Source organism: Budvicia aquatica DSM 5075 = ATCC 35567 (assembly GCF_000427805.1).
Lineage (GTDB): Bacteria > Pseudomonadota > Gammaproteobacteria > Enterobacterales > Enterobacteriaceae > Budvicia > Budvicia aquatica.
On the sequence record NZ_KE386588.1, the window covers coordinates 17,490 to 32,916 of the forward strand.

General features: G+C 44.3%; 14 protein-coding genes. 8 read left to right on the top strand and 6 right to left on the bottom strand.

The features are described 5' to 3' along the window. Positions 1-133 precede the first annotated feature (133 nt). A complete protein-coding gene (locus tag YWE_RS0123925; protein ID WP_029096708.1) occupies positions 134-925 on the top strand; it encodes a cytochrome C assembly family protein in 792 nt (263 codons plus the stop codon). A 71-nt stretch (positions 926-996) separates the two neighbouring features. After that, a complete protein-coding gene (locus tag YWE_RS0123930; protein WP_029096709.1) occupies positions 997-2,289 on the top strand; it encodes a CNNM domain-containing protein in 1,293 nt (430 codons plus the stop codon). A gap of 110 nt (positions 2,290-2,399) precedes the next feature. Here YWE_RS0123930 and luxS read toward each other — a convergent pair whose 3' ends face one another. The 4 genes from luxS to yqaB all read right to left on the bottom strand — a co-directional run bounded on the left by luxS (position 2,400) and on the right by yqaB (position 5,697). Continuing rightward, positions 2,400-2,915: an S-ribosylhomocysteine lyase gene (luxS, locus tag YWE_RS0123935; RefSeq protein WP_029096710.1), complete on the bottom strand. Its 516-nt coding sequence runs from the start codon at positions 2,913-2,915 to the stop codon at positions 2,400-2,402. A gap of 157 nt (positions 2,916-3,072) precedes the next feature. Beyond that, on the bottom strand, positions 3,073-4,635 hold the full coding sequence (gshA, locus tag YWE_RS0123940; RefSeq protein WP_029096711.1) for a glutamate--cysteine ligase: 1,563 nt from the start codon (positions 4,633-4,635) through the stop codon (positions 3,073-3,075). Positions 4,636-4,705: 70 nt separating this feature from the next. Then, positions 4,706-5,134: a YqaA family protein gene (locus YWE_RS0123945; protein WP_029096712.1), complete on the bottom strand. Its 429-nt coding sequence runs from the start codon at positions 5,132-5,134 to the stop codon at positions 4,706-4,708. After that, positions 5,131-5,697 carry a fructose-1-phosphate/6-phosphogluconate phosphatase gene (gene yqaB, locus YWE_RS0123950; RefSeq protein ID WP_029096713.1) on the bottom strand — a complete coding sequence of 189 codons (567 nt, stop codon included), beginning with the start codon at positions 5,695-5,697 and terminating at the stop codon, positions 5,131-5,133. The genes YWE_RS0123945 and yqaB overlap by 4 nt, the downstream gene beginning before the upstream one ends. Before the next feature lie 414 nt (positions 5,698-6,111). Between yqaB and pagP the strand changes: the two genes are divergently transcribed. The 4 genes from pagP (at position 6,112) to mgrA (ending at position 10,222) form a co-directional block, all read left to right on the top strand. Then, a complete protein-coding gene (gene pagP / locus YWE_RS28600) occupies positions 6,112-6,609 on the top strand; it encodes a lipid IV(A) palmitoyltransferase PagP (protein ID WP_282705674.1) in 498 nt (165 codons plus the stop codon). A 190-nt stretch (positions 6,610-6,799) separates the two neighbouring features. Further along, the gene (gene chaA / locus YWE_RS0123960; protein WP_029096714.1) at positions 6,800-7,906 is read left to right on the top strand and encodes a sodium-potassium/proton antiporter ChaA; all 1,107 of its coding nucleotides are present in this window, start codon (positions 6,800-6,802) and stop codon (positions 7,904-7,906) included. Positions 7,907-8,143: 237 nt separating this feature from the next. After that, positions 8,144-9,178 carry an NADP-dependent oxidoreductase gene (locus YWE_RS0123965; RefSeq protein ID WP_029096715.1) on the top strand — a complete coding sequence of 345 codons (1,035 nt, stop codon included), beginning with the start codon at positions 8,144-8,146 and terminating at the stop codon, positions 9,176-9,178. A gap of 51 nt (positions 9,179-9,229) precedes the next feature. After that, entirely contained in the window at positions 9,230-10,222 is a 993-nt protein-coding gene (gene mgrA / locus YWE_RS0123970; protein WP_029096716.1) for an L-glyceraldehyde 3-phosphate reductase, read from the top strand. 59 nt (positions 10,223-10,281) lie between these two features. Here the strand turns inward: mgrA and YWE_RS0123975 are convergent, their stop codons facing one another. After that, positions 10,282-11,538, bottom strand: coding sequence for an Nramp family divalent metal transporter (locus YWE_RS0123975; protein WP_051323575.1), 1,257 nt, complete (start codon positions 11,536-11,538; stop codon positions 10,282-10,284). 748 nt (positions 11,539-12,286) lie between these two features. Here YWE_RS0123975 and YWE_RS0123980 point away from each other — a divergent pair. Continuing rightward, the gene (locus YWE_RS0123980) at positions 12,287-13,261 is read left to right on the top strand and encodes an isoaspartyl peptidase/L-asparaginase family protein (RefSeq protein WP_029096718.1); all 975 of its coding nucleotides are present in this window, start codon (positions 12,287-12,289) and stop codon (positions 13,259-13,261) included. Positions 13,262-13,335: 74 nt separating this feature from the next. Here the strand turns inward: YWE_RS0123980 and YWE_RS30855 are convergent, their stop codons facing one another. After that, positions 13,336-13,497 carry a hypothetical protein gene (locus YWE_RS30855; RefSeq protein ID WP_154661461.1) on the bottom strand — a complete coding sequence of 54 codons (162 nt, stop codon included), beginning with the start codon at positions 13,495-13,497 and terminating at the stop codon, positions 13,336-13,338. Between the two features lie 71 nt (positions 13,498-13,568). Here YWE_RS30855 and YWE_RS0123990 point away from each other — a divergent pair, with 71 nt between their 5' ends. Then, positions 13,569-15,395: a dipeptide ABC transporter ATP-binding protein gene (locus YWE_RS0123990; RefSeq protein WP_051323576.1), complete on the top strand. Its 1,827-nt coding sequence runs from the start codon at positions 13,569-13,571 to the stop codon at positions 15,393-15,395. Positions 15,396-15,427: the final 32 nt, after the last annotated feature.

The window sequence follows — 15,427 nt, forward strand, 5'->3', positions numbered from 1 at the left end:
AACAAATTTTCGCCAGTATAACACGAACAATCCGTAGGTCTGTTATCGATACTTCGTGAGAATTGTTGGAGGGTGGCGTCACTAACGCTATACTGATGATACTTTTTCCATGGCCTATGCAAATATCAACATTATGCCTGTTTTCGCCATACTATCATTGATCGCTTATCTAACCAGCCTGGGGCTTGTGATTCCCAGCCTGCTTAGAAAAAAGAGTGTTCATCGTCGCTGGACGTTGATCTCAGCCGTTTTTGCGCTTATTTTTCATGCCATAACGCTGCAGCAAAGCATTTTTAATGTCGATTATGGACAAAATTTAAGTTTGCTCAATATGGCTTCCGTAGCCAGCTTATTGATCAGCGCCATCATGACCTTTGTCGCATCAAAAGATCGCGGATGGGTTCTGCTACCGATCGTTTACAGCTTCTCTATTATTAATCTGGCTTTAGCCAGCTTTAGCCCGTGGGAATTTATTACCCATCTGGAAGATAGCCCGACACTACTTATCCATATTGTGCTCGCTCTATTCTCCTATGCAACGCTGATTATTGCTGCCTTATATGCGATACAGCTCGCGTGGATCGACTACCAGCTAAAAAATAAAAAAATGTTTTTTAACAGTGAAATGCCTCCGCTGTTATCCATTGAACGCATCATGTTCCATATTACTCAGGTTGGTCTAATTCTGCTGACGCTGACGCTAATCACCGGTGTCGTTTATCTGGATAACATCTTTGGCCGGGAAAACATCCACAAAACTACCCTGTCAATTATGGCTTGGGTGGTATATATCATCTTATTATGGGGTCATCATCGTAAAGGGTGGCGCGGTCGTAAAGTTGTTTGGTTTAGCCTGGCGGGCGCATTTTTACTGACTCTGGGATATTTTGGCAGTCGGTTGATTCAGGAAATTCTAGCCCATTAAGCTAGATTTTTGACAATCAGTCCTTATATTTCACTTAACTGATACCATGAATTAACTGAGGGCATAGATCGGTGGACGATGTATCAACCGGTACACTTATCATTATTCTTATCGTTATGGTGCTGATTTCAGCCTATTTCTCAGCATCAGAAACCGGCATGATGACGCTAAACCGCTATCGGTTGCGCCACTTAGCCAGCAAAGGTAATCGCCAAGCCCGCCGGGTCGAGAAACTTCTTCAACGCCCAGACCGATTGATAAGCTTAGTGCTTATCGGTAACAACCTGGTTAATATTCTGGCCTCATCGCTGGCTACCGTCGTAGGCCTACGCCTATATGGCAATATGGGCGTCGCTATCGCAACCGGCGTACTGACCTTTATCATATTGGTATTTGCAGAAGTATTACCCAAAACCATTGCCGCACTCTATCCTGAGCGTATTGCGTTTCCCAGCAGCCTGCTACTTAAACCATTACAAAAGATTATGGCTCCGCTGGTATGGCTGCTCAATGGCATTACCCGGATTATCATGCACCTGTTCGGATTACGCTCTGACGTACGAGGAACAGACGCCGTCAGTAAAGATGAATTACGTACCATCGTTAATGCGTCTAATCCGCTGATTTCTCATCGCTATCAAAGCATGCTGTTATCCGTGCTTGACCTGGAAGTGGTCAACGTTGACGATATTATGGTGCCGCGTAGTGAAATCATCGGTATCAACGTCAATGACGAATGGAAGGATATTCTTAAACAACTAACCCATTCCCCCCACGGGCGCATTGTGTTGTACCGTGACTCTCTCGACGATGCTATCGGTATGCTACGCGTTCGTGAAGCCTATCGGCTGATGATGGAAAAAAGTGAATTCACTAAAGAGACCATGCTGAGGGCTGCGGATAAAATCTACTTTATTCCGGAAGGCACACCGCTGAACGTCCAGTTAGTTAAGTTTCAACGCAATCGGGAAAAGGTTGGCATCATTGTTGATGAATACGGCGATATTCAAGGTCTGGTCAGCGTAGAAGATATTCTGGAAGAGATTGTCGGTGACTTCACGACATCCATGTCCCCTTCGCTGGCTGAAGAAGTTATTCCACAGGCCGACGGTTCAATATTAGTTGATGGCAGCGCCAGTATTCGTGAACTCAATAAAGCATTTAACTGGAATCTTCCTACCTCAGCCGCCAGAACGGTCAATGGCCTGCTGCTTGAATACCTTGAAGACATTCCATCTGCCGGTACTCATGTTGAGCTGAAACACTACATCGTGGATATTATTCAGGTAAGTAATAACATGATTAAACAGGTAAGAATCACCCCGCGTAACGGTGATTTATTGAGTAAAAATATAAAGCATTAAGCGTTTTAGTAACAAGAAAAAACTAAAAGCCCGAAACCGGTTAACGGTATTCGGGCTTTTTAATTATATACCCCAAGCAACTTGAAGTATGACGGGTATAGACATCGAATTTACAGATGTAAGTCGGCCAACTTATCTTTTGGCAAAGCAAGCTCATCATTTTGATTTACTCGAATACCCCGGCTGATAATGTCACTCGCGATGGCGTGAGCCTCTTCCAACGAATGCATTTCATAAGTACCACACTGGTACTCATTTAATTCAGGGATCTTCTTCTGATCCTGAACCTTTAAGATATCAGCCATTGCCGCAGACCACGCCTGAGCAACACGAGTTTCATCCGGAGTGCCAATTAAGCTCATATAGAAACCTGTGCGGCATCCCATAGGTGAAATATCGATAACCTCAACCCCATTTCCATTCAGATGGTCGCGCATAAAACCGGCAAACAGGTGTTCAAGCGTATGAATGCCCTTCTCCGGTAGAATTTCCATATTCGGGCGACAAAAACGAAGATCGAATACGGTAATCGTATCTCCATGAGGAGTTTTCATTGTTTTTGCGACCCGGACGGCCGGCGCTAACATACGAGTATGATCAACGGTAAAACTATCTAACAATGGCATTTTCGTCACCTTTCAAAAAAAATGAATTTTTTTTACTTTTTCAGGAAACCTTTTAGATATACACGAGTCCTAACTATTAGAACAACACTCGTTATTATCATCCCTCGTACAGAGATGTTTATAAGGCCACTAGATATGTGGCCTTTCTTTTATCCAATTATCGGCGATTCTGTGCGGCTAAGTACTCATCAAAGCTTTGAGTATCCTGCATTTCCATCTTTTCTTGGCGTTGAAGTGAAGCAATTCGTTCCGCTTCTAAATCTTTCTCAGTCAATACGCTCAGTGGTTCAGACTGTAACATTTGACGATATTGTTCAGCTAAGGCCAAACCAAAGCGGCCAATACCCACATCTTTTACTGCCTGTAACATTCTGCCGGAAAACGTCAGTTCAGGATTATCAAAGGATGATATTAATTTATTACACACATCCTGATATTGCGAATTTTTATTCGAGCTGTCCAGAACCTCGGCAACCCGCAGTAAATCAGCAAACAATGATTTACCCACCACGTCCAAAGGCTCTCGGGCGGTATCACAACCAATCCCGATAGTCTGACCCGGCTTACGGCCTTCTAGAATGACCCTATTCCAGTTATAACGCGTACACTGAAGCTCATCGCTACTCATTTCTGGCGCATCAGCTAAAGTACACCAGATCAAGAACAGGTCCAGAAAACGCGCCTGATCGGCATCAATACCAATCGGTGAGAACGGATTGATATCTAACGCTCTGACTTCAATATATTCAACGCCACCGCGCAGTAATGCATCGGATGGTGACTCACCATCACGAGTAACGCGTTTCGGTCGAATAGGGGCATAGAACTCATTCTCTATCTGCAATATGTTGCTATTAAGCTGCTGATAGTGGCCCTTCTTCTTTTCATCCAATGGCTTAAATTGTTCTGCCGGCGTTGAAATTGCTTTTTTCAGCCCTTCAACATAGGTATTCAAGTCATTAAAGGTAATACCTAAATTACTTTGAGAGCTGTTGGTATAGCCCAAATCACTCATACGCAGCGAAGTGGCGTAAGGTAAGTAACAGGCTCCGTTTTTGAGCTTTTCAAAAGGTATTTTTACGTCCCGTCCTTTAATAAAGGATGAACAAACAGCCGGAGAGGCGCCAAACAAATAAGGAATAACCCAGCCAAAACGATAATAGTTTCGGATCAAACGGAAATAACCTTCGGAGATTTTCTCTTTGCCACTTTCAGCGTCAGCAATCCCTTCCCGCGCTTGCCAAAACTCTAATGGCAACGAGAAATTATAATGAACCCCGGATATAGTCTGCATCAGCGCACCGTAACGGTTTTTTAACCCTTCACGATACAGAGTCTTAAAGCGGCCGATATTAGAAGTACCGTACTGAGCTAACTCAATCTTATCTTCAGAGCTGATAAAACATGGCATGCTTAATGGCCACATTCGTTCACTGCCCAGCTCTCTGCTCACATGACGATGGATATCGCGCAAAAATGCCAGTAGGTGATCGACATTATCGTCAACCGGAGTAATAAATTCCAATAGTGCCTCAGCAAAATCGGTCGTTATCCAACGATTGGTTAATGCAGATCCTAAGGTTTTAGGGTGTGGCGTGGTGGCTAACTGACCATCCGTCGTCACGCGAAGGGTTTCGCGTTCAATACCGCGTTGAATACCTTTTAAAGCCTGAGGGTGCGCTTCCAGCCAAGAAAGTGCTTTCGATACGTCCGGGATCAAATCGACCTCCCGTTATCAATGTTCATATAACCTGCCAAGACAAACTACCACGTCTGTAATACTGTCTTTTTTAGCTAAAAAAAGACAAACCTTTAAGTGTAATCACTGTGAGAACAATATAACGCAATGATTTTCCAACTAAGATAAAGAATGTTACAGACCACCAGGGCAAACGTAACCAGCCCGCCAGCAGACACAATAGATCGCCCATAATGGGCAACCAACTTAATAGCAGCGCCGGAGAACCGTAACGCTGTAGCCAAGTCATCGCTAATTCTAAACGTTGGTGGTGCTTTGGGCTCGGGGCCAAACGACCAATAATAACATTGGTCAATCCACCGAGCGTATTCCCTATAATTGCTACCACCAGCAATAGTAGAGGGTTTGTTTCTACCGTTGTTAACAACGTTACCAGCAGAACTTCAGAGTTGCCGGGCAACAATGTTGCGCTGAGAAAACTACTGCTAAACAGCGTCAGCAATGCTAAACCGTCACTCACAAATTACGTACATCCACTGCATCCATTCCGGCAGCTTTAGCCGCCTGAAGCCCAAAAGGAGCATCTTCAAAAACCACACAAGAACCCGGATTCACTTTAATCAGTTCTGCACAGCGTAAAAAGGTATCCGGCGCTGGCTTATGGTTTTGCACATCATCGGCACCCACTATTGCATCAAAGCAGTCGCGCAGGCCAACGTGCTGTAACAATCGGTCAGCGAAACCATGCATACTGCCGGTACCAATGGCCATTGGTCGTTTACCTTTATAGGCTTTAACGATTTCTACAATAGGTAAAGGTTTAACCATAGCCAAAACGATATCACCAACAATATCAAATTTCTCTTGGGCCAATTTATAAGGGTCCATATCGACTTGATAGCTATCAATAATAAACTGTGCAACCTTCCATGATGGGGAACCGTTTAGCGCAACAACCGCTTCAAGATCGAGCTTCATACCATACTTTGCCAGAACTTCATCCCAGGCTTGTCTATGCCCGGCTTCCGTATCTAACAACGTTCCATCCATATCAAAGATCAACCCCTGATAGCGATCATACATGACGGACCCCATATAATTTAGATAACAGATTGCAAACTTGTCGGTTACTTTATCGCAAAACGAAATTAATGTCGCTCAAAGAGTTCCCTTGGTAAACCCCGTTAAGTACAACGCAACATGTCACCATTTATTACATTTATCTCACAAAGAAAAAATGCTGTCAGCTCAGCGGATTACTCCCAATTTAGGCTACAATCAAATTATCAATATGTGGCTAACACACATCTTTTAATGAATTAATGCTGTAATTTCATTACAATGGCCGACTATTTTTATCGAGTGAACAATATTCAGACAATGCGCTACTTTTATGAGTATGGAAATGCGCAACATAACACACAGGAAGAGAAGCTAAGCTTTATGAAACCAACTATCGGCGCTGCCGCCCTACTTGCTACTTTATCATTTAATGTCATGGCCGGTGACGCGGCAGATAATGGTCTTTGGTATCGAATAAAAGATAACGTCCGAACGACTTGGAACTCACCAACTCGTGACTTATACGTTCCGTTAAATACCTGGCATGCCCGCTTTATGTACGATAAAGAAAAAACTGACTCCTACAATGAAAGACCTTGGGGAATCGGCTATGGCGTATCACGATTTGATGAAGATGGTGACTGGCATTCTATTTATGCCATGGGTTTTCAGGATTCCCATGATATGTTTCAGCCTATTATTGGCTATGGTTATCAAAAAAACTGGTACTTCGGTGAAGGTAACGATTGGCGTTTAGGCTTAGGCTTTACCGCGGCGATAACAGCCCGCCAAGATTATGACTATATTCCAATACCATTGCCGTTACCGCTATTTTCGATTGAATATAAGAAATTCGCACTGCAAAACACTTATATTCCAGGAACTTATAATAATGGCAACGTACTATTCACTTGGGCGAGATGGCAGTTTTAACCGGCAATAGCAATATCTCAGTTCTAGGACTGCTTAATTATTTTCAGGCAGATTAAGCAGCCGGACTGATACTACCCTATGATTTACGAGGTTCTATTAATTTAAGTCCGGGTAACTGATTAGTCCCTTCTGACAATAGATAGAACTTAGTCCGGCTGTCTGGCCATCGTTTTAGTCACCGAGAAATAATATGGATAACACACAACAGATTCCCGTAGCGAAGACCCGTCATAAAGAGTATTCGCTGATTCTCGCGATGTTCACCATTCCTGTACTGCTATTTTTACAACACAACGCCAGCTTTATTGTCGTTATATTACTTAACCTTCTGGCTTTGGCCGCTATTTTAGGCAGCGCATTTAGCGTCGTTCGCCATGCTGACGTTTTGGCGCACCGCTTAGGTGAGCCCTATGGTTCATTAATTTTAAGCCTGGCCGTCGTTATTCTTGAAGTCAGCTTAATCTCTGCATTAATGGCAACCGGAGATGCCGGCCCGACATTAATGAGAGATACGCTTTACTCCGTCATTATGATTGTGACCAGCGGATTAGTTGGATTATCGTTACTTATGGGCGGGCGTAAATTTGCTACTCAGCACGTTAATTTAGCCGGTATAAAACAGTATCTGATGGCAATAATGCCATTAGCCATTATTGTACTGGTATTACCGGCGATGTTTGAATCCGGTACGTTTAGCTCAGTACAGCTTATCTTTGTTGCCCTAATTTCAGCCTCTATGTACGGCGTGTTTCTGGTCATCCAGACTAAAACACACCAAAGCCTTTTTGTTTATGAGCACGAAGATGACGGCGATGGCCCCGATGACCACCACGGAAAACCCTCTTCACACAGCAATAAATGGCATGGATTCTGGCTGGTTGTGCATCTGGTTGCCGTTATCGCCATAACTAAGATTAATGCCAGCTCATTAGAAACGTTACTTTCAGGATTAAATGCACCAAAACAATTTACCGGCTTTCTGATCGCGCTATTAATACTTTCGCCTGAAGGTTTAGGTGCACTAAAAGCCGTTATGGCAAATCAGGTCCAGCGGGCGATGAACCTATTCTTTGGTTCTGTCCTTGCCACTATTTCTCTGACGGTTCCTTGCGTTGTTATTATCGCGTTACTGAAGGGCCAAGAGTTAGTCTTTGGTCTTGAACCGGCTAACATTGTTATTTTGGTCAGCGTACTGCTTTTATGTCAAAGCTCTTTCGCCACCGGCCGGACCAACGTACTGAATGGTACCGCCCACCTTGCATTGTTCTTTGCTTACCTATTAGTTCTTATGGGTTAAAGCATTAAATTAGTCCTCCCTCAAACGCCGCTTCAATAGCGGCGTTTTATTACCTACTATTTGATAAGATGATGCTAAACAGCGACCTAAGGACTAACATTAATTTTCTCAGCTCTATTTGGCAAATCTGGCCGCTCTTCATCAGTCATTATTAGGCGGTCATTTCTCATTCACCGACGACGGCATACACATTCAAACTCAGTTTCTCCTTAACACCGTAAATTAAAGGAAGTCATTATGAGTCAGAGCCCACAAGTCAATCGTAGTATCGTTCTCGCATCTCGACCTTACGGCGCACCTACGCCAGATAACTTCACATTAAAACAGCAACCAATCCCAACGCCGGGTCAAGGAGAAGTATTACTACGTAATATTTATCTTTCGTTAGATCCTTATATGCGCGGTCGAATGAGCGATGCTCCTTCATATGCTAAATCGCTGGAAATTGGCGAAGTGATGATCGGTGGCACCGTAAGCAAAATAGAAATATCAAATAATCCCGAGTATCAGGTCGGTGACTGGGTCATCAGCCAGGCCGGGTGGCAAGACTATGCGATTTCAAACGGCAGCGACCTGCTTAAACTCGACAGTAAATTCCCTCGTCCATCTTATGCATTAGGCATTCTCGGCATGCCGGGCTTCACCGCTTATATGGGGCTGTTAGATATCGGCCAGCCTAAAGCTGGCGAAACTGTCGTGGTTGCAGCAGCAACAGGCCCGGTCGGAGCAACCGTTGGGCAAATTGCTAAATTAAAAGGCTGCCGGGTAGTGGGTATTGCCGGCGGTGAAGAAAAGTGTCGTCATGCTATTGAAACCTTAGGATTTGATGTTTGTCTCGATCACTATCAATCTGATTTGAATAAGCGTTTAGCCGAAGCATGCCCGAAAGGCGTCGATGTCTATTTCGAAAACGTCGGCGGTAAAGTTTTTGACGCAGTACTGCCGTTATTCAATCCTAAAGCGCGAATTCCGGTCTGCGGGGTTATCTCACTATACAATGCCACATCCCTGCCTGAAGGCCCCGATCGCCTGCCGCTACTTGAAAGCATCATCTTAAAAAAACGCATCCGCATGCAAGGCTTCATCATCACGGATGACTATGCTCACCGCTATGGTGAATTTATCCAGCAAATGAGCTTTTGGGTCGCTGAAGGAAAAATTCAATATCGTGAACATCTCGTCGACGGACTAGAAAATGCACCTCAGGCATTTATCGGCCTGCTGGAAGGTAAGAATTTCGGAAAACTAGTGATTCAGATAGCTAAAGAGTGATCTTTTTCAGCCATGGTAGTTACTGTACCTGAATAATTTTAAGGAAACGTTATGTCCCACAATGTTAATCCGAAAAGATATGAAAATATGCAATACATCCGCTGTGGGCGCAGCGGTTTACAGTTGCCAAGAATTTCTCTTGGCCTGTGGCATAATTTTGGTGATGTTACTCAATATGAAACCAGCCGCCAGATGATCGGTACCGCATTCGATTTAGGCATCACCCATTTCGATTTAGCCAATAACTACGGCCCTCCTCCCGGTTCTGCAGAAACAAACTTTGGTAAAATTCTCAAACAGGATTTTAGTACTTATCGTGACGAAATGATTATTTCATCCAAAGCAGGATATACCATGTGGCCGGGTCCTTATGGTGACTGGGGGACTAAGAAATATCTGATTTCCAGCCTGAATCAAAGCCTGAAAAGAATGGATTTAGACTATGTCGATATCTTCTATCATCACCGTCCCGATCCGAATACGCCGCTGGAAGAAACTATGTCAGCATTAGATCTGATCGTTCGCCAAGGTAAAGCGCTTTACGTAGGGATATCTAACTACCCGGCAGACCGGGCAAAAGAAGCGATGCGTATTCTGAACTCATTGGGAACCCCTTGCCTGATTCACCAGCCTAAATATTCCATGTTCGAACGTTGGATTGAAGATGGCTTGCAAGATGTACTTCAGGAGGAAGGCGTGGGCTCTATCGCTTTCTCTCCGCTAGCGGGTGGCCTGCTGACAGATCGTTATCTCAATGGCATTCCCGATGACTCACGCATAGCCAGCAGTAGCCCTTCATTAACCACAGAGCAATTAACACAAGAAAGGCTACGTAAAATAAAGCTATTGAATCAACTGGCCCAAAAGCGGGGACAAAAACTGTCTCAAATGGCACTAGCCTGGGTATTGCGGGGAGATAAAGTAACTTCAGCGCTAATTGGCGCTAGCCGGGTTAGTCAAATTGTCGATGCGGTAGATGCACTGGATAATCTGACATTCAGTCAACAGGAACTCAGTGAAATAGAGAACATTCTGGCCGGATAGCTAACAATAGCAATGCTGCGGGCAGCCTGTCCGCAGTGTTTTCTCCTCACTCATTACGACTAACTAATAAAAAAACCGACTATAAGATAAAGATTTAAACTGACGACTAAGACTACAATCACCCGCCCGATTCCTTGCATAAACCGCGTATTTACCATATCCCCCATCAATTGGCGATTGCCCGTAAAACTCAGTAAAGGAATCAAGGCTAATGCAATACCAAAACTCAAAAACACCTGACTGACTAACAAAATTCGAGTGGCATCCATACCCAGCATAATCACGATAAATGATGGCAACATGGTGACGCTACGGCGTACCCATAAGGCAATTTTGAAATGGATAAATCCTTGCATCACCACTTGCCCGGCCAAAGTCCCGACCACCGTTGAAGACAACCCGGCAGCCACCAAGCTTAAACCAAAAGTGACGGCAGCAAATTTACCCAATAACGGTTCGAGAGTGACATAAGCTTGATCTAATTCAGTAATACCGGTCTGCCCGTTGAAATGGAACACCGCCGCGGCCATCGCCATCATGGCTAAATTAACAAATCCGGCAATGGTCATTGCAACGGCAACATCCCACTTTGTCGCAGAATAACGTTGCTCACGAGTGCCTTTAGAATATTGAGTTAATGCCGAGTGCAGATAAATCACATGAGGCATAATCGTTGCACCTAAAACGCCCGCAGCCAAAAAAACGGCTTCATTGTTAGGCAGGCCGGGAATCAGCATTCCTACAGCCAAACTGCCTATATCAGGTCGGGAAAAAGCCAGTTCAATAACATAGGCACCAGCAACGAACAGCAGAAAGGCACAAATAACCATCTCCAGCGGCTTTTGCCCCCGGCTTTGCAACATTAATATCAGGAACGTACAGATACCGGTAATAATGGCACCGTTCAATAGGCTGATGCCCAGCAGCAGTTTAAAACCAATAGCTGCACCAATAAACTCAGCTAAATCAGTCGCTATAGCAATAAGCTCGGCCTGAACCCAATAAAACCAAACCACCGGACGAGGGAAACGATCGCGAATATGCTCCGCCAGATTCTTATTTGTTGCTATGCCTAACTTAGCTGAAAATAGCTGAACTACCATAGCCATAATATTTGCCCAAACAACCACCCACAGCAGTTGATATCCAAACGTTGAACCAGCCTGAATATTAGTGGCAAAGTTTCCGGGATCGATATAACCAATTGCGGCAATAAACGCGGGCCCCATCAGAGAAAGGCGCATTTTTCGGGACGCTCTATTTGATTCAGCCGTTGGCTGAATCTCTGGCGGTACCACAGTACCTGAATCCGACATTTTTGCGCCTCCCATATTAATCAATATCACCCACTTAATGATAATGATTATCATTCAAATAACAAGAGGGTTAAGAAAATCGCTCAAATGCTGTAACACAACGATTCTGGTCACTATTTACTTAGGTCAGAAGAGGTCGACTCTCGTCTTATCAACGATTTTTATAGGGTCATTATAATACACCCATTTCTAATGCATCAATTTAATAACAATAAGGAAACATTTTGCAACAATATTGCATTTAGATTTTAACTTAAAATGCGTATAGAACTTAAGCGATACTTATCCCTGAAAATCATACGGGATAATATAATTTATCCATGTCCAGGCTGTTTTCCACCATAAACGCCTAAAAAAAAGGCTACTAATTAATCTGATTTTTAATACAAAAACCACCATTAGTACTGGCATAAATTATCAGCCCCAACTTTATATCTGATAAACGCGCTATTATTAAGAAGACTAATCTAAAAAATAACATTTGATATATGTTGTATCTAATAACTGTACTTTTGTTATTAATTAACTTTATTTTTTTGCGTACATTTATCTGATTAGTCAAAAAGAACATTGATGTAAATTTTTTACTTTACGAGCGATGTTCAAAATTCTATAGTCGAAAAAAGCCGAAAAAGAATTGATTGAATTTACGGATAAAATAACGGCTTAGAAAATAAAAAATAAATTATCAGACAGTGTTTTATCTGATAAAAATTTTAATAAACCAGACACTCTCGTTAGGCACAACATGACATTCAAACCAGTAATCGCTATCCATGGCGGCGCGGGAGCAATCACGCGATCGTCAATGAGTCCAGAAAAAGAGCTAGAGTATCGGAATGCTTTAACCGCCATAGTTACAGCTGGCCAAACTATTCTGGCTGCCGGTGGCAGTGCTCTTGATGCAGTCACCGAAGCCGTACGGCTGCTAGAAGAAAATCCCCTGTTTAATGCGGGCAAAGGTGCGGTATTTACCCATGCAGGTACTAATGAGTTAGATGCCTCGATCATGGACGGTGCCACGCTAAATGCCGGAGCCGTTGCCGGCGTGTCCCACATCCGTAACCCTATCATTGCCGCCCGTGAAGTTATGGAACATAGCAATCACGTTATGTTTATTGGTGAAGGCGCAGAGCAATTCGCCCAAAGCCGTGGAGTTGAAATGGTTGAACCTGATTTCTACTTCACAACTGCACGCTATGAACAGCTACAAAGAGCCATTCTGGAACAAAGCGGTACCATGTTGGATCACGATGCCGCTAGCTTAAGCGCCCGACAGCCTCAAGGCGATCCTATCGATCCGGACAAAAAATTTGGTACCGTCGGTGCCGTTGCTTTAGACGTTAACGGTAATCTTGCGGCAGCCACTTCCACCGGCGGAATGACCAACAAACAGGCCGGGCGGGTTGGAGATTCTCCAATTATCGGGGCCGGTTGTTATGCCAATAACCGTACCGTTGCGGTATCAGCGACAGGCACTGGCGAAATGTTTATCCGGGCCGTTGCTGCCTATGATGTATCAGCCCTGATGGAATACGGCGGTTTATCACTGGAAGCTGCCGCCGATAAAGTCGTGATGGAAAAGCTATTAGCGATTGATGGTCATGGCGGAATTATCGCCATTGATCGTGAAGGTAATGTTGCAATGCCATTTAATACCGAAGGCATGTATCGCGGCGTCGCTAAAGTTGGTCAGTCAGCATCGGTTGATATTTATCGTTAATAATTAACGTACCTGCCCGATGACTATTCTCGGGTAGAGAAAATATATAGCCACAGAATAAAAGCAACGATTATCTAATCAGAGGTTTTATTCATCCCACGCCTTGGGAAGCCGCTATTTATATCGTATTTATTAATATAACCATTACGCCCTATTTTATTTTTTGAAGCAAATCCAAATGGATCAATTTCATTGAATAAAGTAAACATTGGCAGGGATAAGAAAAACTGTGACACAACATACTCCAAGCCCGAATAATTTAAATAAGGCTCCCTCCACGCCGGAAGCCCAACAAGATCCCCGCGCCATTCTGGTTGATAATTTGTCCGTTCAGTTTCAAACCTCCGAACATACTGTTAGTGCCGTAAAAAATCTCTCCTTTAGCGTGAAGCGAGGAGAAACGCTGGCAATTGTTGGTGAGTCCGGTTCAGGTAAATCGGTAACCTCCTTGGCCCTGATGCGTTTAGTCGAACAGGGTGGAGGGAAAATTACTCAGGGCAGTATTCTATTTAATCATGATGGTAAAACGCTTGATTTGGTGAAGGCGAATAGCTCAACCATGCGTACCATTCGTGGTGCCGATATCGCCATGATATTTCAGGAACCAATGACCTCGTTGAACCCGGTCTTTCCGGTCGGCGAACAGATTGCCGAGTCAATTCGCTTACATCAGAAAAAAGATCGAGCAACGGCCAGAGCTGAAGCATTGAAGATGCTGGAGCGGGTTCGAATTCCTGAAGCAAAAAATGTATTGGATCGTTATCCCCACCAGCTTTCGGGTGGTATGCGCCAACGGGTGATGATCGCGATGGCGCTATCCTGCCGCCCTTCTCTATTGATTGCCGATGAGCCTACTACCGCGTTAGACGTGACTATACAGTCACAAATTTTACAGCTTATCCGTGAACTACAGGATGAGATGGAAATGGCTGTCATCTTTATTACCCATGACATGGGCGTAGTGGCGGAAGTCGCCGATCGCGTGTTGGTGATGTATAAAGGTGAAAAAGTTGAAGAAGGTGATTCTGACACGCTGTTTGCCTCACCAAAACATCCGTATACCAAAGCACTACTATCTGCCGTACCTAAACTTGGCGCAATGAAAGGGACAAATTACCCGGCCAAGTTCCCATTACTTAATGTTGATGGCCTAGATGACGGCACTCCGCCGGTAGCTCAAAAAACCGTAGACCATTCGGGTTCTCCGATTTTACGAGTTGAAAACTTAATTACCCGTTTCGACATTCGCGGCGGCATATTCAATCAGGTTAAACGCCGGGTTCATGCGGTAGAGAAAGTAAGCTTCGATCTCTACCCGGGAGAAACCTTAGCGCTGGTTGGTGAATCAGGCTGCGGTAAATCAACCACCGGCCGTTCTTTACTCCAGCTCGTCGAAAGCCAAGGCGGCAGCATTGAGTTCTGCGGTAAAAAAATTAACAGTCTGAAAGGTAAAGACCTGCAGGCATTACGCAGAGATATTCAGTTTATTTTCCAAGACCCTTTCGCCTCATTAGACCCGCGGGTTACCGTTGGCTTTTCCATTATGGAACCCTTGCTGATCCATAAAGTCGCCTCGGGCAAAGAAGCCGAACAGCGTGTAGCATGGCTGCTGGAAAAAGTCGGATTATTGCCTGAACATGCTAAGCGATATCCTCATGAATTCTCCGGCGGTCAGCGCCAGCGGATTTGTATTGCCCGCGCCCTGGCACTCAATCCGAAAGTCATTATCGCTGACGAATCAGTCTCAGCGCTGGATGTTTCTATTCAGGCGCAGGTGGTGAATCTGATGTTAGATCTACAGCGGGAATTCGGCATTGCCTTCCTGTTTATTTCTCACGATATGGCAGTTGTTGAGCGGGTAAGCCACCGGGTTGCGGTGATGTATTTAGGCCAAATTGTTGAAATTGGCCCACGGAAAGAGATTTTTGAAAACCCTCAGCATCCTTACACTAAAAAGCTGATGGCCGCAGTTCCGATTGCCGATCCGGCCAGAAGACATCTAAAACGTGAACTGTTGTCGGATGAAATACCCAGCCCTATCAGGGCATTAAATGATGAACCTAAGGTTGAACCCCTGGTTCAGGTCAGTGAGAACCATTTTGTAGCACACCACCGGATTGCCGGCGTTTATTAAAACTAGATCAACAACACAACATGTATGGAGAA

Excerpts from the sequence above, each read along its gene's own strand:
- pagP (WP_282705674.1), top strand. The coding sequence starts at position 6,112 with ATGGCCGGTGACGCGGCAGATAATGGTCTTTGGTATCGAATAAAAGAT.
- mgrA (WP_029096716.1), top strand. The coding sequence starts at position 9,230 with ATGTCCCACAATGTTAATCCGAAAAGATATGAAAATATGCAATACATC.
- yqaB (WP_029096713.1), bottom strand. The coding sequence starts at position 5,697 with ATGTATGATCGCTATCAGGGGTTGATCTTTGATATGGATGGAACGTTG.
- YWE_RS0123975 (WP_051323575.1), bottom strand. The coding sequence starts at position 11,538 with ATGTCGGATTCAGGTACTGTGGTACCGCCAGAGATTCAGCCAACGGCT.
- YWE_RS0123965 (WP_029096715.1), top strand. The coding sequence starts at position 8,144 with ATGAGTCAGAGCCCACAAGTCAATCGTAGTATCGTTCTCGCATCTCGA.
- YWE_RS0123925 (WP_029096708.1), top strand. The coding sequence starts at position 134 with ATGCCTGTTTTCGCCATACTATCATTGATCGCTTATCTAACCAGCCTG.
- YWE_RS0123980 (WP_029096718.1), top strand. The coding sequence starts at position 12,287 with ATGACATTCAAACCAGTAATCGCTATCCATGGCGGCGCGGGAGCAATC.
- chaA (WP_029096714.1), top strand. The coding sequence starts at position 6,800 with ATGGATAACACACAACAGATTCCCGTAGCGAAGACCCGTCATAAAGAG.
- luxS (WP_029096710.1), bottom strand. The coding sequence starts at position 2,915 with ATGCCATTGTTAGATAGTTTTACCGTTGATCATACTCGTATGTTAGCG.